This window comes from Sinobaca sp. H24 (genome assembly GCF_023845525.1).
Window position 1 is genome coordinate 43,600 of sequence record NZ_JALBWT010000006.1, and the last position, 17,227, is coordinate 60,826.

Here is a 17,227-nt window from a genome sequence, read left to right on the forward strand (position 1 = left end):
CTATTCCGTTTGTTTTTCATAGGACTCAAGTAGAGGATGTTGACGTTTCGGCGAAGCTTGCTCATAGGCATAGGCCAGCTGCAGCAACTGTTTTTCCTGTAATGGCCTTCCGAGCAGTTCCATTCCTACAGGAAGTCCTTCGTCTGTGAAGCCGGCTGGCACCGATACCGCAGGCAGGCTCGATTGAGACGCTATAACTGTATTGGTAGGAAATGTTAAACAAGACCACGTCTCATTTTCCAGCTCTTCGTAAGAAGGCGGTGGAATCTGTACATCCGGAAATAGCAGCGCATCCAGCTCATGTACGGCCATCACATGAAGAATTTCCTGTCGGAAGGCTTCCTGGGCCTGTCTTTGCTCGTAATAATCTGCTGACGCGGAAGGGTCATCGGGCCCATCTGCGATGATATGAAATAAATCGTTTAACGGGTGAAAAGCCTGATTGTCGTATACCTCTTTAAAGCTCTGCAGCGGGGCATCCGGTCTACTTTGAAGAAAAGCCGTAATATCTTTTTTGGACTGGGCTGCATACAAAGAGGTAGAGTCTAAAAAAGACTTTAAATCAGGAATATGAACATCTTCAATAATAGCAGCACCATTGTTTTTCAACAGCTCAATTTTTTTGTCTATCAGCTGATTTACCGGAGCTGCCTGTGCTGATTTTCCGAACACATCGCGGAAAACACCAAACCGCTTGCCTTTCAGTGAGGCATCAGCTAAGGACTCTTCATAATTCCCTATATCGCTGCTTAAACTTGCAGTAACAGTATATTTATCTTCCGGATCAAACCCTGCAATGACATCCAATGTCTTTGCAACATCTTTTACGGTAGCAGCCATAGGACCAGGAGTATCCTGGAAATGAACTAAAGGAGAAAACCCCGTTCGGCTGATCAGCCCGGTTGTGACCCGGATCGTATACAAATGATTAAAGGAAGCAGGCAGACGAAGGGAGCCGCCGGTATCTTCTCCTATCCCTGCCGGAGCCATGCCGGAAGCAATGCCTGCAGCGGTGCCTGCACTTGATCCACCAGCATCTTTTGTTCCATCATAGGGATTTTTCGTATGTCCCTGCATTGAGGAAAACGAAAACCATCCTGCAGCAAAATCACATAAATTTGCTTTAGCTAAAATAATGGCTCCCGCTGTTTTCAGCTTTTGAATGACGACCGCGTCTTTTTGCGGTACGTAGTCCCGAAAAGCACTGCTGCCAAACGTTGTTACGATGTCTTTTGTTTCAGCCTGATCTTTCACAAGAAAAGGTATACCGTGCAATGGTCCTTTGAACGTGCCGTTCTCTTTGTAATACATATCAAGCTCTCGTGCCTGCTTCAGTGCCTTCGTGTTTGTTGTGATAACGGCTTGAACAGCGGGACCCTTTTTGTTGAATGCTTTGATTCTTTCCAAAAACAGCTCGGTTACCCGCTCGGCTGTTATCTCTTTTAAGCGGAAAGCTTCCTGAATGTCTTCTATAGCGGCCTCGTGAATGGTATCTTTTCCTATCTTCATTCAGGCTCCTCCTTCGTTATACATTCTGAGTATTAAGGTTACTTTCCTTTGCAGTGACACTTTGAATAATATGATGGGAGTCGGCTGTCCAGCCAAAAATACCTCCCTGCTGTGAAACCATGTGAAGCGCAGCCTGGTGATCCTCTTGATCAAAAGCTGCTGTTCCATCCTTGACAACCAAACAATCAAATCCCCGGTCATTTGCCTCGCGGAGCGTAGAATGGACACAAACATGAGTGGTTACTCCAGTGATAATGAGTTGATTAATATTTTTCTTTAAAAGCTGTTCTTCAAAATCGGTTTTGTAAAAGGCTCCTTTTCCCGGCTTATCTATCACCGGCTCTCCCTGCCTTGGCTTTAGCTCATCGATAATTTGATTTCCTTCTTCTCCTTTTATGAGAAGCCTTCCCATTTTTCCAGAACGCCCAATTTCCGCTCCCTGTTTTTTACTTCGTTTAAGTTTGGATGCTGGACAGTCCGACAAATCAGGCAAGTGACATTCTCTTGTATGAAAAATGCTACCTTTATGATATCTAAACAGCTCCAGCAGATCTGCTATAGGCTGAATAGGCTGACGGATATGCTGCAGGGAATTTCCAAGCTCTTCGGCAAACCCGCCGGCTTCCAAAAAGTCCTTCTGCATATCAATAACAACCAGAGCAGTGTGCTCAAAATCAAATGCATAAGGATAAGGACTGCTTTCGCCTATGTGATAGCTACTCATGCACAATGCTCTCTTTTTCTTCGACAAGCACCGTATCGAAAAATACGTTGCCCACGTTCGTCTCATCGACCGGCAGAAAGATACTGAGCTGCTCTGAAATTTCCGGGGAAACGTTTCTTACGGAGTGCACGACTCCTTTTGGAATTAAAAAAGTATCTCCCTGTTCGTATTTATGCCAGCCGTCCTCTCTTAACAACTCTACTTTCCCTATTGTGATATGAATAAGCTCTGCCACGCTGTGATAGTGGGGAATAACCTGGCCGCCTGGTTCAATATGCTCGCGGAGCACAGAGCTCACACTGACCTGCAGTTCATCGGCTTCCTTCGCATTGACCACTTCTTTATTCCAGACTTTTCTATGTTCTTCAAATTTATTCCATTCCAGCTGTTGATTTTCATTTACTTTTGATTTCATTTTGTATTGCCTCCTATAGGTTGTTTTAACGTTTGCAGAAAAGTATGGACATGTGTTGAATGAGTCACACTTCCAAACACCCCTCCCTGCATTTTCACCATATCCAGTGCGGCCTCGTGGTTGGATTGTTTTGTAGCTCCCGTGCAGTCTTCCAGAATCAGGCATTCATATCCCCGGTCGTTGGCTTCCCTCATTGTTGTATGCACGCACACGTCTGTCGTAATGCCTGTCAGTATAATGTTCTCAATGCGATTTTTTCTTAAAATTAAATCCATGTCTGTGGCATAAAAACTTCCTTTGCCCGGTTTATCGATTATGATTTCGCCCGGCTCAGGCGCAAGTTCCGGAATAATCTCCAGCCTTTCTCCCCTCGGACTAATATCCGTCCAGAAGGGCCGGCACTTCCAATTTCCGCCCCAATTTGTTTACTTCTCCAGCGTTTGTTTGCAGGCAAATCCGATAAGTCGCTGCGATGGCCCTCCCGGGTATGTATGATAGTAAAGCCATCGATGGAACGAACTTCTTTCAGCAGAGCTTGAATAGGAGCAATAGCCCGTCTTGTTAAGGCAAGATCATATCCCATGCTGTCCACATACCCACCTTCCCCACAGAAATCCTTCTGCATATCAATGATGATCAACGCAGTATTTTCCGGCGTAATTGTTCGTTAAAAGGCCAGCTGTATGGTTCTGCTTGTATACTCATCGCTATTCCTCCTTCTATTTATTTAATTCCTGCAAGATGACATCTCTCGTATTCGTGAGGTGCTTGACCAACAGATCAAGCGCTTTATTTGTTTCCTTACGGTAGGCAAAAGAAATAAGCTGCTGGTGCTCTTCATAAGACAGGGAAAAGGTATTTACATTAGAGGACGCGGAAGCGTAAATATTCATATATGCTTCTACAGATCCCCATATGTCATGCAGCGTCGATAACAGCGATGGGGAACCTGCATACGAATAAAAAGTTAAATGAAACTGCTTGTTTAATTTTTCCCATTAATATCGGGATTGTATTCCTTCCCCATCTGATCAATTATCTGCTGGAGATGAGCCGTTTTCTCCTCATTAATATGAGGAATAGCCCACTCCAGTGCCAGTGTTTCCAGACGGATGCGTATTGCGAATATATCTTTGACATCCTTTGCTGAAAGCTCTTTAATTTTCACGGTACGATTCGTAATCGTTACAAATCCATCCGAATGGAGTCTGGCCAGTGCCTGTCTTACCGGCATCATGCTTACCTGATATAACCCGGCTATCTGCCGGATCGTCACTTTATCCCCCGGCATGAATTCACCCGAAACAATCTGCATCCGTAATTTAGCATACACCTCATCTGCTTTTGTTTGGTGTACCACCTGTAATTCTTCCATCAAAACATCTCCCTCTCAAACTCTCTCTAGTGTGATCACATATTTATTACTGTCACCGTACCGGATTATATTATGAACCGCTACTAATCTGTCAGAAATTCTTACAGTTAATTTAAATCTGCTTTTTCTCTTCTCCATTTATAGATAAATACTTATTCAGAGGCTATATATAGAAGGTATTATTTGAGAAATAAATAATTTTAAGATTGTATGTCAGACTTGCTGACAAACTTACTTTTGATTTCTTTATATCATGCTACTATCAAACCTAATCAGTTGTGATCACAAAATAAAACATTAAAAGGAGAGAAATTATGTCGTCATCTATTCAGGAAAAGCATGATGTGCCCGTTGGCAAAGATCAAAGGGAGCCCTTGTATAAACCTTCTCTTATCTGGCTTGGTTTTGCTGTTAGCTTTATGAGTTTCTGGGTAGGAGGCGAAATTGAATCCGCTTTGGGAATGCCTAATGCCCTGTTTGCTATTCTTGCAGGAAGTGGATGTCTCGTTATTTTCTCAGGTTTTATTGCAGTTATTGCAGCCCGGACCGGTTTTTCTTTCCCAATGATGGTAAAAGCGACATTTGGTGTTAAAGGAGCCTGGATTCCTATTCTCATAACAGCACTTATTGTAAATGGATGGTTTGCGTATCAGCCCTGGTTGATGGCAGATTTAATCTCTGTTCTATGGGTGGAAATACAATAATATGGGGATTTTTATTCGGTTTATTGTTTCTTCTTTCCGCTTTGTCCTACCGATTTATGGTGTATCTGCGCTATATCGCTATACCAGCTATTTTATTGATGGCTCTTTATCTTATATTTGCGATTATTGTTCCTGCGGGCGAAAGTGCCTGGATCAGCACACCGCAGGAAGCACAGCCCTTTAGTCTCGGACTGAGCATTGCACTCGGACTGTTTGTTGTAAGTGGTACAATGACAGGAGATATTGTGCGCTATGCCAAAAATAGTTATCATGCCATCATCGTCACGTTAATTGCTTTTTTTGTAGGAAACAGCGGAGCGCTCTCTCTAGGAGCGCTGGCAAGTGCAGCAGCTCCCTCGATCGATTCCTATTTTGGTATGACAGCCATAGCAGCCGGAATACCTCTTGTAATAGCAGTATGTTTGAGTAACTGGTCTACGTCAGATAGCTGCCTGTATAATGCCACGATGGGTATGCCAACCTGAGCTCTAGAATAAAGTGGAAATATGCAGCTATATTCGGCGGCGTATTGGGGTCTGTAATAGCTGCTACCGGCGTTATTTCAAACCTTGAAAGCTGGATGAATCTGCTCGGTATTATCGTGCCGCCTATTGGTGCTGTTATTATTGCTGAGTATTTTATCGTGCAAAGAAATGAACAAGAATATAATTCAAAAAGAGCAGGTGTAAATATATATGCGCTTGCTTCCGCCTTAACTGGTTCTATCGTTTCCTATATTACGCTCGTCTCTTTTCCAGCAGTACCAAACGCCGTAATAGGTATAATAGCAGCATTTAGTGTCTATTCTGTTCTAGGTAAACTATTTTTACAGAAAAGATCTGCTCCAGCCGTATTCACGGAGCAGCATGCGGCCACAACAGAAACCTCTAAACACAAATAATAGTATGCTCATTAGTACGTAAAAAGCCGCAATCCTTTTTTAATAGAGGATTGCGGCTCTTTTAATTTCTGCGTTCCATTAGATTGATACCGATACCCATGCAGAGAACGCCAAACAGGAGAAGCAGGGACAAATGGCCGGCTATGCCGGTAATGCCGTAACCAAGTGCCGATGCATCATACAGGGCCTGCACGCCGTAATATATGGGCGTCCCTTTCGATAATGCAAGTACAAACGAATTGGATACAATCTCCAGCGGCCAGAACGCCCCTCCGAGCATTGCCATCGACGTAACAACAATCGGAATGACCGCCTGCAGCTGCTGAGTTGTACGGACAAGACCAATCAAGAGCATACCGATAGAAACAACAGCAAACGTAAAGCAGGCCGTGATGACGGCTATGACTCCGATTGGAATATTAACGTCATAACCCAGCACCCATTCAAAAAAGACAAAGATCATCATAATCTGCAGCATACCGAGCACAAACAATATGCCAGATGCCCTCCATTACACTTCCCATTTTCTGAGCGCGTGACACAATCATCCGATCCAAGTCCCCTGCCGTTTTTCATCTGCCACGTTAGAGAGGCTGAACATAATCGTATACATGGAGAAAAACAGGGTCATGCCAAACAGTGCCTGCAGGCTCGCATCGTATACAAACCCGCTTTCTTCCCCGCTCACAGAAGTAATTGTTAAGTGAAGCGGGGGATTGGTCATTTCTTCTGCCACTCCGTCTCTTAAATTAACTGCATCGGTCTGTTCCTCTGCCTGCTGCAGCCTTTGCTCTTCTCTGAACACCTGATTTGCATAGCTGTCGACAAACTGATGATTCTGATCTTCCACCGCCACGAGCATCCGGTAATCATTTTCTCTTATTTCTACCGCGAGGCTGCGGCTTCCATCCATGATGGCGGCTCGCGCCTGGTCTTCCTCTACCAGCTCAAAATCGAAAGAATCCGACTCATTGAGCCTGTCTATCCAGGCCTCAGCCTCTGTTTCCTGCACATTCTCTCCAGGGTACGCATTTACTTCCATTTCTCCTCCCTGCCCATTACTGCCTAAGAAAAAGACAAATAACAAGGTAAGAACAAAAAACGTAAGAACGAGATAGGGCATCCGCCGAAGTCTTTTCCACTGTAAAAAGAAAATAGCTTTCATGAGGACACCGACCTCCTTTTAGGAAACAGCAGAAAGCTGAGAATAGCAGCTGCGAGCGACACGATGCCAATTTGCGTAAACGGCCAGGCCAGCTCAGTCCACCCAAACCCCTGCATCCATCGTAAATAGGCGTTCATCGCTGCACCGTTTGGCGTCCAGCTGCCAAAAGCAGTAATAAAGTCCGGCATGCCGTCGAGTGGAAAGAAACTGCCCCCGGCAAAAGCAAACAGTGTGACCAGGACACCCGTAAAAATACTTGATATCGTATCAGATTCGGTTCGTATCGATAAGGAAGTCAATAAGCCGCCCAGGCACCCCACGCAGGCTGCAAGAACAGCGGAAATAGCGAGCATCCCCGTCCAGAAAGAAAAAGAAGTCATTTCAAAAGTTTGAAATACCAGCGCCGACAGCATAAAAAGAATCGTCAGCTGTGCAAAAGCAATCAGCCCGGTGGATATCATTTTTCCGGCCAGGTATTTCCAGGGGTTTGCACCCGATAAAATAATTCTATTATAGACCTGCTGCTGTTTTTCTACGAATGCTTTTGCTGCTATCGTTCCCGCCACATAGAGGACAAACATTACCGCCATTCCCACGGTGTAGTACTGCATCGCACCGACAGGCTCATTTTGGGATACTGTCTCGGTACCGCCCACTTCTATTGGAGCAGATGATGCGGCTGCCTGTTCCCCGCCGGCTGCTGCAATAGCACTTTCTGTATTCAGGTTATTGGTGAATCCTGTTATCAGGTCTTCTAGTATCGTTGTATTAATAGAACTCTGATCACTGACCAACAGCTCCATATCGCCGCCGCTTCCTTCATTGAGCAGCATGGCGTTTAACGTATCTTCGGTAAATTGTTCCGGGAACGTAAGCACGGCATCCAAGTCACCTTCCTGCAGGGCGGCTTCCGCCTCTTCCTGATTCATCGTTTCGACGTGAACCATATCTGCCAGTTCCGGACTTTCCAGCATCTCGTGCAGCAGTCCAACAGGATGAACAGCAGTTGATGCCTCGGCTAATTCCGCTTCAGACTCCGGGGGCAGTCCTCTGTTCTCCAATTGGGTTTGAAAAGCGGTTATACCCTCCTCCGGCACATCGTTTTCCACCACGGCAAGTTCAATTTCAATAGAAGACGTATCACCCTCCATAACACCACTTAGCGCCGTACCCAGAATCCCCATAATAATAAAAGGCATAAGCAGCAGGGCAACGAGCTCGGAGCGGTCCCGAAGCAATATTTTAAAATCTTTGATGAGAAAAGGTTTCACCTTTCTCCCCTCCTAATCACGAAGTTTTCGTCCCGTCAGATGAAGGAACACATCTTCGAGTGATGGTACGCTGACATTCACATTGGTTACCTGGGCTTTATGCCGCTCGGTAATCTGAAAAATACGGCTCAGCAGGCGGCTGCCTTTTGGAACAATCAGCTTCAGCCCATGTTCAGTTTCTGAGGCACGCAGTACGTCTTTATGATGCTTTAGTTCGTCGTACATGTCAGGATACACCCGGTCAAAATCTATATAAATGGTCTCTTCGGCAGATAAAATATTTTTCAGTTCTTCTTTCGTACCGGAGGAAATAATCCGTCCGTGATCCATAATGTACACCCGGTCACAGAGCCGCTCGACTTCTTCCATGTAATGGCTCGTATACAAAACCGTCATTCCTTTTTCAATATTCAACCCGCGGACCATCTCCAGAATGTAGCTTCGTGACTGAGGGTCAATTCCGACAGTCGGCTCATCCATGATTAAAATATCCGGATCATGCAGAAGAGCCGCGGCAATATTTACCCGTCTTTTCATGCCGCCGGAATATGTTTTGACAATGTCCTTTTGGCGGTCCTCGAGCCCAACCAATCTGCACACTTCCTGAATTTTTCCTGCCAGCTCTTTTTTACGTATATTGTACATCTGGCCGAAAAAAAGCAGGTTTTCGTAGGCGGACAGCTCTTCGTATAATGCAATTTCCTGCGGCACAATCCCAATGACCTTCCGAATCATTGAAGGCTTTTTGATCACACTGACACCGTTCAGCTTCACATCGCCGCTGCTCGGCTTAAGGAGCGATGAGATAATAGAAATAGTTGTTGATTTTCCTGCTCCGTTTGGCCCAAGCAGTCCGATTGACTCTCCTTTTTCCAAGTAAAGATTCATTCCCTCCACTACGGTTTTGCCTTTGAATGACTTAGAAATATTTTCTACCTCAAGCATAATCCCTGCCCCCTTCTGCTGGCTGTTATATGTAGTGTATACACAAAAAGACAGTGCTCCCACTGTCTTTTGTCATCTATACGGATACTTTGAGATGACTTTAGTCATCTCTTTATACCAAATGGCTGCGGATTGCATAAATCGCAAGCTGGGTGCGGTCCCGCAGCTCAAGTTTATCAAGTATCACGCTGATCTGATTTTTGACCGTCCCTATAGAAAGATAGAGAGTGTCTGCGATTTCTTTATTATTCATTCCTTTTCCCACGCAGCAGATAAGAGAGATTTCCCGTTCGGTCAGCGACGCATCAAGTATCTGTTCCTCCTGAAGACTGCGTCCCATTAAATTGGGCAGGACCTTAGCGGCCACATGGCTTTCCAGTACGAGTCCTCCTTCGAGGCAGGTACGGATCGCGCGTAGGAGCTCTTCTGTATCAGCCGTTTTCAGCAGGTAGCCTCTTGCCCCGTTTTTCAACGCTTCAATCGCATACTCATCATCATTAAACGTCGTCAGCATTAGGATATGCATTTGAGGGTATGCCTCATGCAGTTTTTTGGCGGCCTGCAGTCCATCCATGACCGGCATCCGTATATCGAGAATGGCGATATCGAACCGTTTACCGCTTTGGCATAGTTCCACTGCTTCCAGGCCGGTTGCTGCCTCCCCCTCTACGCTCATCTCTTCATCCGTTTCGATCATCACTTTCAATCCCTGTCGTACCATGTTCTGATCTTCCGCCAGCAGTATATGGATCACCTTCTGAACCCCCTTCCTGCCCTAGTGGCAGTGTTCCTTTTACAATGAACTCTTTATTATATGATTCAATGTGTAAACGACCACCTGCTTCTTTCATTCGCTCTCTCATCGAGGAGAGACCAAAGCCTTCTTTTATAAGCAGTTCCGATTTAATAGGATTGCTTACGATGAATCGAAAAACGTGGCCGGCCGGTGCCTCAAATGTTATATGTATTTGATTGGAACTACCGTGTTTCATGGCGTTTGTAATAGCTTCCTGCACGCCCCTGTAGACAGCGATAGACTGGGTATTACTCAGTGGGGCTGTCAGCGCTCTTTCTTTTATCGTGAAATGAATGGTAATCATACTTTCCGCTTCCAGCTTACGGATCAAAAGCAGAATGGCCGGAAGCCCCGAGCTTTCCTCCCGTTTCAACGATTTAACCGCGGATCTGGTTTCTTCAAGGCTTTCATTGGCCAGCTGCTTCAGCGCCTGCAGCTCTTCCTGCTTTTCCGGTGCATGCTGAATCCGAAACACTTCCAGCTGCATGAGCAATGCTGTCAGCTTATGGCCGACCGAATCATGAATATCCCTGGCAATCTGTGTCCGCTCCTCCCGCCGTATTGCCTGTTCTCCTGAAATCAGCGAACGTTTCATTTTACGAAAATCGGTGAACAATATTTCGTTTTGCCTGGAGACTCTCTGCTCCTTCCTGTACATAAACGTATACAGAATTAATCCCGCAGCAGCCGTAAGTATATAGAGAAGAAAAAAGCTTACATTATTCGATAACCCGGAAAAAGCAGCAATAACGATAAACCCAACACCTGCTATGCCGGCGTATACACCAGGCAGATAAAAAACAGCCAGCCCGCTGAGCAGTGAGTATACAAGCAGCAGCTCGTATACGGGCAGTTCCGTCCCTGCCGGCCAGGCCGCTGCGCCCGCCGCTAAACCGAGTATAAAAATAAGACCTGCCTGCACTTTCGGATACTCATTTGCGAGCGGCATCAGAAAAAATACGCCAAAAAAGAAAGCAGCGAGGAGCGCCTTCAGCGGTAGTTCCAATAACGAAACGTCTGTATATAAAATGGACCCCCATGACCCGATCAAAAGCATCAGCCATATCCAGAACTGATGGCGCTCTATTATGTGCATCACGATTCCCCCCGCTTCAGGATTTTCTTTAACTTTATCACAGATAAGTAATGGGTTGGTTTTTTATTATTAATTTAATATAGTACGTGAAATTATGTATACAGCTGCATCTTTGTACACAACATAAAGAAAAAATACAGTCTGTTTTTATTCGTGTTCTTTTCATATAGTTAAACGATAATAAAGAAAGAGGTTTTTTATAATGAAAATAAATCCCCCAACATACCAGACCAGCTTGCTGCTAGATATTTCAGCGATATTTTAACAGAAGAAGACCCGGAGCTCGAGCTTTGTTCCATCACAGATTCTTCATTTGAATCGGAATCGCTCCCTCGTGCCCGCTTGTCGAAAATGATTATAAGAAACTGCCGATTTTCCCATACGGTGTTTAAAGACATGGATATCATGGATGTTCAGTTTGAAAACTGTGATTTCTCCAATGTTGATTTAAGCCATTCTTCCATTCACCGCGTGTTGTTCCGCAGCTGTAAGTTAATGGGAGTGAATTTTACCGAATCCCGGTTCGGGCATGTATCATTTGAGCAATCCCAGTTAAACCTGGCCGCGTTTGGCGAATCCAAATGCGAGAAAACAGCTTTTCAGGATAGTTCATTAGTGAACACCGATTTTTATGACTGTCTTTTTAAAAATGTTGCCTTCCAGTCCTGCAACATAACGGACGCCAACTTTGAACAGACGTCATTAAAAGGAATCGACATCAGCACCTCTACGTTTGATTCCCTTACGATCTCGCCAGATAACCTATTCGGCTGCAAGGTGTCCAGCCACCAGGCGCTGCAGTTTGCGGCTCTTTTAGGACTGGAAATTGTGGATTAGGTTTTTATACTCCCGCCCTTTTGATCATTACGTTTACAATATACGGGAAAAAGCCTTCCCCTCATAAAATATCAGGGAAAGGCATCGCTTCCGATTTTTTATTCTGCTGCAATGGTTATTATTTTTTATTTTGACTTATTTCCAAATTTTCTTCCTAACCAAAAAGTAAGAAGGATCAGCAGAATGCCCAGCGAAATCCAAATCCAGATGGGAAGACCATCGTCATCTTCGGCTTCAGGCTCCGGCATGTTTTCTTCGGCTTCCTCCGCTGCATCATCCTCAATTGTAAAAGTTTCTTCGGCAGAAAAGGCTTCCTCCGCTGCTGTTCCTTCCATCGTCAACGTGTATTCCCCTGGTTCCACTTGTTCGGATTCCCATGGTATTTGATAGCGGATTTCGGACTTCGGCGCCATGCCAAACTCCGGGAATTCTCCTTGAAATAGTTCGTTTCCCTGGTCATCACTTACCTCATAGGTGCCGGTAACTGCCCCTTGAATGCGGTGAACATCATTCGTCATTTCGATAAATACCATTTGTGTTTGTGGTAGAAATCCTGCTTCTCCCAGTGAAAAGTTGTATGGTTGTTCATACGGAAGATTGAGTTGGACCGCCACGCTGTATGTCGTAATCGTTTCCAGCTCTACGCCGGCTTCTCCCTGATCTTCTTCTCCTTCCTCCTCTTCCTCTTCTACTTGGGCGGTGAAATGAACCGCACCTAAAAAGGTCATCCCTTCTACTTCCGGTGCTTCCAGCTGCACGGTGATTTCTTCAGAGGATTCAGCGGGGATCGAAATATCTTCCTCTATCGTAATATCTTCTGCTAGTTGGACAGCATCCTCTAAAAGGATAGAATTTTCAGAAATCAGATCCGGGACATACAGAATTCCTCCTGTAGGATGAGAATAGGCATTTCCAGACTCCATCACCAGCAGAATATCTTCTTCCAAGTTATTTGTTACAACAAAGGATATTTCCTGTGTCTCTCCTGGTTCCATCGTCAGATCAAAATATCCTGATGTATCCGGATTTTGATTTTCCGGAAGCTGTGGACGAATTTCAAGAGGAGGATCTTCCTCTGCCCCAACTGCTAAAGGCATCATACAAAAGAAAATAATCACCATTGCAAGTAAGCGGAAAAACATGTGTTTTCCTCCTTTCCAGATTATAAACTGTAATAAATAATTCATTTTTCTCATTAAAACATTTCTTACTCAGCTTCTGCGCCTTTCTGGTTTTTCCATGAAAAAAGCTGGCCATAGAATGGACCAGCTCAGCTTTTTTATAATACGTCCTAACTAAGCATCATGCTTTTTACCTTTAGGAACTATACGTTTCTCTTTCTATTTAAACTTCTGGCCCAGTTTCTGGTCCTGTAGTCAAATTAAATGTCACCGTAGAACTATACGTTCCGGGAGAAGCATCAAGATAGTCTACATCTAAGTCAAGCAGTGATCCTGCAGCGTCAAATTCTCCTAAGCCTTCACCAGCAGCAGCATTCATAAGATTTATTCCTGTCGCATCGCCCAGACTACCCGCATTGGTAGTAATAGCAAGTGCGCTTGTAGAATTTTCTCCGGCGGTAACGGTTGGAGCCGTAATACTAAGGGCATTCTCCAGTACATTATCGCCATCTACAAGAGCAAGGTCTGTAGCGGACACATTCAGGTTCCACCCTTCCGATGCACCAGTTGTATCTGTTACAGCAAAGCTTCCTTCCGCGCCTCCAATAGCTTCACTTCCAGACAGATCTTCCATTGCAGACAGGTCAAACGAATCAAAAGCTATATCATTGATCTCAGAAAGAGTTAACGTTCCTCCTATAACCTCTGCGCTTACCCCGACGTCCGCACTATCTTCTGCTAAAGCAACAGTGGAAAAGGACACCGCTGCGATTGATACGGTTAAGGTACTAATAAGACTTCTTTTTAGAAACTTTTTCATTTCTCTTCCCCCTTTTTAAATTTTTTTTAGCTCAAATAACGAGTATCAGCGACGGGAAACTAATATTTTCACTATATTTTTTCTCTATAGAGAACGACTTGAGTAAAAAAAATAACTACTAAAAAATTTTTCCAGTAGTCAGCGAGGGGAACTTTCTGTGAAAAAGAAGAAAGTTTAGTATTCTTTTCTTTTAATGGTTTGAATTGCTTGGCTTCTATCACTCATACTAGCACTCTTTTTATAGATAGCAATGCTTGATTATCTATTTATACCTAATAAAATTCAAATTATTTCCATCAAAACCTTCAATACCCTACTAGTGAAGGGTATTCGTATGAAAAAAATCTTTTTTTATTAGTTTAAAAAGATTACGGACCGGAAACAAGGGAGAAAGTCACGGTGGATGAATAAGTCCCGGCAGCCGTGTGCTGCGGCTCGAAAACAAGAGATAACGACATATCAGACACTTCATATTGCCCCATCCCTGCTCCATCCTCTGCGGTAATTACATTTAATCCGCCTGGCTTATCCAATGCTCCTTTTTGAGAGATACTCATCCCTTCTGACGCGGACGATGCTCCTTTTTTCGCTGCTACAGCGACACTCGACATTGAGAAAGTCCCTTCTGGCAGAGAAGATCTTTCGCCAGATGTGCCCTCTGTCTGTAATGTTAAAGGGGTAGCCGATACATTCAAGGTCCAGCCCTGCCCCGTGCCACGTCCATCCTCTATCGTGAACGGCTTCATATCTGTTTCTATCGTCTGGGTCGTGCCATCAAGCGTTACGCTCTCCCCTAATCCCACATTTGATAAGCCTTCCAGCAGCAGCTCACCCTCTTTCAATGACGTTTCGACATCTATTTCCTCTTCAGCTGTTCTTTCTTCTTCGACCACGTTCTCTTCCCTTTGTTCTGTATCAGCTTCCTCTTCTAGCTCTTCAGTGTTTTCTTCTTCTTCTAATTCCTCTGTCTCTTCTGTATTTGCTTCCTCTTCTGTATTTGCTTCCTCTTCTGTATTTGCTTCCTCTTCTGTATTTGCTTCCTCTTCTGAAGCTTCTTTCTCTGTCTCTTCTGCGTTTGCTTCTTCCGGTTCTTCTACTTCTTCCGGTTCTTCTACTTCCTCCTCGTCTACTTCTTCTGTATCCTCTTCTATTGCTGATGGGGCGTTTTCATTTGCTGCGTTTATATTCTTGTTTTCCTCCTCTTCCAGCTCTTCCGGGCCAATTTCATTCGTTTCTTCAATATGTTCTTTGCTTTCTTCTTCTCCCGGTTCTTCTGCAGAAGTATTAACAGCCAGCATTCCCATCCATAGCCCTCCAATGAGAATTCCACTGGCAGCATATCCTTTTTTCATAACATTCACCTTCTTTCTCTTTCAATATGAAATTGCATTCCATTTATACTAAATTCACTATATAGAACATCGTTACCCTCAGTGTAAGTATTTTCCATTCATCTGTCTACAAGTTTTCAGAATTTTCTTTATTAAATGGAAACTAGAAAGACTACGGGTCGATTAACTTAAAAACAAAAAACTCTGAATGAATGGATAAATTTAAATCAAATTTATCCTGCTTACCTTGTTTCTTAATAAAATCATCGTCTTCATTTATGTTAAATGTAATAATAGAGAACAAATAATCAATAAATGGAAAGTCAATATATTGTGAATAGCAGCAGAATACGATTATCAAGAAAATATTAAGTGTTCCTATTAAATCTATTTTCAATGTTGGAGGCCAAATTTATGAATATTAGACCTTTTAGTGTTGCTATTTCTGATGATCAACTACTAGATTTAAATAGACGACTAGCGTTAACTAGATGGCCTGATGAAATTCCTGATTCACACTGGAGCTATGGGATACCATTGGATATCATGAGAAAGCTGGCTTCTTACTGGCAGAATCATTTTGATTGGAGAGTAGTTGAGGAATACATTAATATGTATCCCAATTACAAAGTCGAGATTGATGGTATAGACCTTCATTTTCTTCACATCCGAGGAAGTGGTCCTAAACCGATGCCCCTTCTTCTTCCACACGGGTGGCCTGGGTCGGTCTATGAAATGTTAGATATCATTCCTTATCTAACAACTCCTGAAAAGTTCGGCGGCGACCCTCAGGATTCGTTTGATATTGTGATCCCATCTATACCTGGGCACGGATTCTCCTCTGCCCCATTGAAACCTGGCTTTGAAGATCGACAGGCTGCAGATATATTTGTGAAATTAATGGATGTATTAGGTTATGAAAAGTTTGGAGCCCATGGCTATGATTTAGGAGCCAGCATTATAGGGTTAATGTGTCTGGATTATCCTGAAAAATTGATTGGTTATCATACTACTTCCCCGGTAATCCCAGTCCTTACATATCAGAGGAGACTCTATTATCAGAAGCAGAAGAAGAATACCTTACTTATTGCAAACAATGGTATCAAGAAGAAGCTGGATATGCTCACCTTCTTGGGACGAAAGCCTCAAACGATAGCCTATTCACTAAACGATTCTCCCATAGGTTTAGCTGCGTTCATACTGGAGAAATGGTATTTATGGACAGACCCGCCAAGCGGAGATCTTTTAAAGCACTTTGATAAAGAAACATTACTCGCCAATGTTTCCATTTATTGGTTTACCCAAACGATAAATGCTTCAAATCGATATTATTATGAAGGGCAATATACAAAGTGGCCGGGGAGAAATGACGTTTCAAAAGTACCTATAGGAGTTTCCCTAAATGCTACACAGTTTCATGAACGCCCCCCAAAAGAATATGTCGAAAGGTTATTTCCCAATGTTATTTGCTGGGAAGACCTAAAGACTGGCGGACACTTTGTGGCTACCGAGCAGCCAGAGCTAATCGCTAAGAAAATAAGAAGTTTTTTTAATAACGTTAATCAATATCATGGATAATACCTTGAAATTGATCGTGCAAAATCTGTTCTATTTTTTTATCGTAAAAAGCTAGTTAGTTGATTTTCCTTACTGGATATTTTTCTTCGGCAAACCCAGCGCAGACAGATCAATCGTTTCTCCTGCACCTATTTTTAGAACATGATGGAAGCGACTGAATCCCAGGGATTTCGTGAGGCAGCTTCTTTATAGGCAGCGCACGAATTCACCGCCTGCCCTCTTTTTGTGTTTCTCTTAAACCGTTATATTTTTCTAACCACTCTGTAACAGATTGCACTAAAACACTATTTCTTTTATTGATCTATCTTGTTTTATATATATTCGATTATCCTGTGAAAAAAAATAGCACAACCCCATCCTGAATAATCGAATACTTAAAAAATTTTAAAAATGTATTATCTCTTATTGACTTTCATCAAAAGCGATTGTATTCTAAATATTACTAATTTAATACACAACTATTTTATCAAGAGAAGTGGAGGGACTGGCCCTTTGACACTTCAGCAGCGGACTAGAAATAGTACTGTGCTAATTCCAGAAGCAGCAGGCTTGAAGATAAGAAGAGCAATTTGTCGTATTTCGTCAAACCCCCTTCTTTATTTAAAGAAGGGGGTTATTTTGTTAGACGAATGACAGGAG

The 17,227-nt window shown here is 43.5% G+C and carries 21 protein-coding genes and 1 riboswitch; of the genes, 5 read left to right on the plus strand and 16 right to left on the minus strand.

The features are described from left to right. From MMY81_RS10220 to MMY81_RS10250, 7 genes are all read right to left on the minus strand, one after another. Window positions 1-1,509 (minus strand): amidase, encoded by a 1,509-nt coding sequence (locus tag MMY81_RS10220; RefSeq protein WP_252312784.1) that lies wholly within the window; start codon window positions 1,507-1,509, stop codon window positions 1-3. Window positions 1,510-1,525: 16 nt separating this feature from the next. Beyond that, window positions 1,526-2,233, minus strand: coding sequence for a cysteine hydrolase family protein (locus tag MMY81_RS10225; protein ID WP_252312785.1), 708 nt, complete (start codon window positions 2,231-2,233; stop codon window positions 1,526-1,528). Continuing rightward, window positions 2,226-2,648, minus strand: coding sequence for a cupin domain-containing protein (locus MMY81_RS10230; protein ID WP_252312786.1), 423 nt, complete (start codon window positions 2,646-2,648; stop codon window positions 2,226-2,228). The genes MMY81_RS10225 and MMY81_RS10230 overlap by 8 nt, the downstream gene beginning before the upstream one ends. Continuing rightward, window positions 2,645-3,028 (minus strand): cysteine hydrolase family protein, encoded by a 384-nt coding sequence (locus tag MMY81_RS10235; protein WP_308215305.1) that lies wholly within the window; start codon window positions 3,026-3,028, stop codon window positions 2,645-2,647. Before MMY81_RS10235 ends, MMY81_RS10230 begins: the two co-directional genes overlap by 4 nt. After that, window positions 2,962-3,288 (minus strand): cysteine hydrolase family protein, encoded by a 327-nt coding sequence (locus MMY81_RS10240; RefSeq protein WP_252312787.1) that lies wholly within the window; start codon window positions 3,286-3,288, stop codon window positions 2,962-2,964. The genes MMY81_RS10235 and MMY81_RS10240 overlap by 67 nt, the downstream gene beginning before the upstream one ends. 79 nt (window positions 3,289-3,367) lie before the next feature. Continuing rightward, complete coding sequence (locus MMY81_RS10245) at window positions 3,368-3,586, minus strand: GntR family transcriptional regulator (RefSeq protein ID WP_252312947.1); 219 nt, start codon at window positions 3,584-3,586, stop codon at window positions 3,368-3,370. A 47-nt stretch (window positions 3,587-3,633) separates the two neighbouring features. Then, window positions 3,634-4,023: a GntR family transcriptional regulator gene (locus tag MMY81_RS10250; protein ID WP_252312788.1), complete on the minus strand. Its 390-nt coding sequence runs from the start codon at window positions 4,021-4,023 to the stop codon at window positions 3,634-3,636. 314 nt (window positions 4,024-4,337) lie between these two features. Between MMY81_RS10250 and MMY81_RS10255 the strand changes: the two genes are divergently transcribed. The 3 genes from MMY81_RS10255 to MMY81_RS10265 are packed head-to-tail and all read left to right on the plus strand — an operon-like array spanning window position 4,338 to window position 5,628. Then, window positions 4,338-4,727: a cytosine permease gene (locus MMY81_RS10255; protein WP_252312789.1), complete on the plus strand. Its 390-nt coding sequence runs from the start codon at window positions 4,338-4,340 to the stop codon at window positions 4,725-4,727. Further along, entirely contained in the window at window positions 4,709-5,212 is a 504-nt protein-coding gene (locus tag MMY81_RS10260; protein ID WP_252312790.1) for an SLC5/6 family protein, read from the plus strand. Before MMY81_RS10255 ends, MMY81_RS10260 begins: the two co-directional genes overlap by 19 nt. A gap of 44 nt (window positions 5,213-5,256) precedes the next feature. After that, window positions 5,257-5,628, plus strand: coding sequence for an SLC5/6 family protein (locus tag MMY81_RS10265; RefSeq protein ID WP_252312791.1), 372 nt, complete (start codon window positions 5,257-5,259; stop codon window positions 5,626-5,628). Between the two features lie 61 nt (window positions 5,629-5,689). Here MMY81_RS10265 and MMY81_RS10270 read toward each other — a convergent pair whose 3' ends face one another. The 6 genes from MMY81_RS10270 to MMY81_RS10295 all read right to left on the minus strand — a co-directional run bounded on the left by MMY81_RS10270 (window position 5,690) and on the right by MMY81_RS10295 (window position 10,901). Further along, the gene (locus tag MMY81_RS10270) at window positions 5,690-6,115 is read right to left on the minus strand and encodes an ABC transporter permease (protein WP_252312948.1); all 426 of its coding nucleotides are present in this window, start codon (window positions 6,113-6,115) and stop codon (window positions 5,690-5,692) included. A 57-nt stretch (window positions 6,116-6,172) separates the two neighbouring features. Continuing rightward, entirely contained in the window at window positions 6,173-6,793 is a 621-nt protein-coding gene (locus tag MMY81_RS10275) for an ABC transporter permease (RefSeq protein WP_252312792.1), read from the minus strand. Then, window positions 6,790-8,064, minus strand: coding sequence for an ABC transporter permease (locus tag MMY81_RS10280; protein ID WP_252312793.1), 1,275 nt, complete (start codon window positions 8,062-8,064; stop codon window positions 6,790-6,792). Before MMY81_RS10280 ends, MMY81_RS10275 begins: the two co-directional genes overlap by 4 nt. A 12-nt stretch (window positions 8,065-8,076) precedes the next feature. Next, window positions 8,077-9,009 carry an ABC transporter ATP-binding protein gene (locus MMY81_RS10285; RefSeq protein ID WP_252312794.1) on the minus strand — a complete coding sequence of 311 codons (933 nt, stop codon included), beginning with the start codon at window positions 9,007-9,009 and terminating at the stop codon, window positions 8,077-8,079. Between the two features lie 112 nt (window positions 9,010-9,121). Further along, on the minus strand, window positions 9,122-9,763 hold the full coding sequence (locus MMY81_RS10290; protein WP_252312795.1) for a response regulator transcription factor: 642 nt from the start codon (window positions 9,761-9,763) through the stop codon (window positions 9,122-9,124). After that, window positions 9,690-10,901, minus strand: coding sequence for a sensor histidine kinase (locus MMY81_RS10295; RefSeq protein WP_252312949.1), 1,212 nt, complete (start codon window positions 10,899-10,901; stop codon window positions 9,690-9,692). Before MMY81_RS10295 ends, MMY81_RS10290 begins: the two co-directional genes overlap by 74 nt. Before the next feature lie 180 nt (window positions 10,902-11,081). Between MMY81_RS10295 and MMY81_RS10300 the strand changes: the two genes are divergently transcribed. Then, on the plus strand, window positions 11,082-11,738 hold the full coding sequence (locus MMY81_RS10300) for a pentapeptide repeat-containing protein (RefSeq protein WP_374561675.1): 657 nt from the start codon (window positions 11,082-11,084) through the stop codon (window positions 11,736-11,738). 125 nt (window positions 11,739-11,863) lie between these two features. Here MMY81_RS10300 and MMY81_RS10305 read toward each other — a convergent pair whose 3' ends face one another. The 3 genes from MMY81_RS10305 to MMY81_RS10315 form a co-directional block, all read right to left on the minus strand. Then, window positions 11,864-12,880 (minus strand): WxL protein peptidoglycan domain-containing protein, encoded by a 1,017-nt coding sequence (locus MMY81_RS10305; protein ID WP_252312796.1) that lies wholly within the window; start codon window positions 12,878-12,880, stop codon window positions 11,864-11,866. A gap of 202 nt (window positions 12,881-13,082) precedes the next feature. Further along, entirely contained in the window at window positions 13,083-13,679 is a 597-nt protein-coding gene (locus MMY81_RS10310) for a WxL domain-containing protein (protein WP_252312797.1), read from the minus strand. Between the two features lie 368 nt (window positions 13,680-14,047). Next, on the minus strand, window positions 14,048-15,031 hold the full coding sequence (locus tag MMY81_RS10315; RefSeq protein WP_252312798.1) for a WxL domain-containing protein: 984 nt from the start codon (window positions 15,029-15,031) through the stop codon (window positions 14,048-14,050). 393 nt (window positions 15,032-15,424) lie between these two features. Between MMY81_RS10315 and MMY81_RS10320 the strand changes: the two genes are divergently transcribed. Continuing rightward, the gene (locus MMY81_RS10320; protein ID WP_252312799.1) at window positions 15,425-16,588 is read left to right on the plus strand and encodes an epoxide hydrolase family protein; all 1,164 of its coding nucleotides are present in this window, start codon (window positions 15,425-15,427) and stop codon (window positions 16,586-16,588) included. A gap of 460 nt (window positions 16,589-17,048) precedes the next feature. After that, window positions 17,049-17,150, plus strand: a riboswitch (SAM riboswitch). The last annotated feature ends 77 nt before the right edge of the window (window positions 17,151-17,227 follow it).

Excerpts from the sequence above, each read along its gene's own strand:
- MMY81_RS10220 (WP_252312784.1), bottom strand. The coding sequence starts at position 1,509 with ATGAAGATAGGAAAAGATACCATTCACGAGGCCGCTATAGAAGACATT.
- MMY81_RS10225 (WP_252312785.1), bottom strand. The coding sequence starts at position 2,233 with ATGAGTAGCTATCACATAGGCGAAAGCAGTCCTTATCCTTATGCATTT.
- MMY81_RS10230 (WP_252312786.1), bottom strand. The coding sequence starts at position 2,648 with ATGAAATCAAAAGTAAATGAAAATCAACAGCTGGAATGGAATAAATTT.
- MMY81_RS10250 (WP_252312788.1), bottom strand. The coding sequence starts at position 4,023 with ATGGAAGAATTACAGGTGGTACACCAAACAAAAGCAGATGAGGTGTAT.
- MMY81_RS10255 (WP_252312789.1), top strand. The coding sequence starts at position 4,338 with ATGTCGTCATCTATTCAGGAAAAGCATGATGTGCCCGTTGGCAAAGAT.
- MMY81_RS10260 (WP_252312790.1), top strand. The coding sequence starts at position 4,709 with ATGGGTGGAAATACAATAATATGGGGATTTTTATTCGGTTTATTGTTT.
- MMY81_RS10275 (WP_252312792.1), bottom strand. The coding sequence starts at position 6,793 with ATGAAAGCTATTTTCTTTTTACAGTGGAAAAGACTTCGGCGGATGCCC.
- MMY81_RS10285 (WP_252312794.1), bottom strand. The coding sequence starts at position 9,009 with ATGCTTGAGGTAGAAAATATTTCTAAGTCATTCAAAGGCAAAACCGTA.
- MMY81_RS10295 (WP_252312949.1), bottom strand. The coding sequence starts at position 10,901 with ATGCACATAATAGAGCGCCATCAGTTCTGGATATGGCTGATGCTTTTG.
- MMY81_RS10305 (WP_252312796.1), bottom strand. The coding sequence starts at position 12,880 with ATGTTTTTCCGCTTACTTGCAATGGTGATTATTTTCTTTTGTATGATG.
- MMY81_RS10310 (WP_252312797.1), bottom strand. The coding sequence starts at position 13,679 with ATGAAAAAGTTTCTAAAAAGAAGTCTTATTAGTACCTTAACCGTATCA.
- MMY81_RS10315 (WP_252312798.1), bottom strand. The coding sequence starts at position 15,031 with ATGAAAAAAGGATATGCTGCCAGTGGAATTCTCATTGGAGGGCTATGG.
- MMY81_RS10320 (WP_252312799.1), top strand. The coding sequence starts at position 15,425 with ATGAATATTAGACCTTTTAGTGTTGCTATTTCTGATGATCAACTACTA.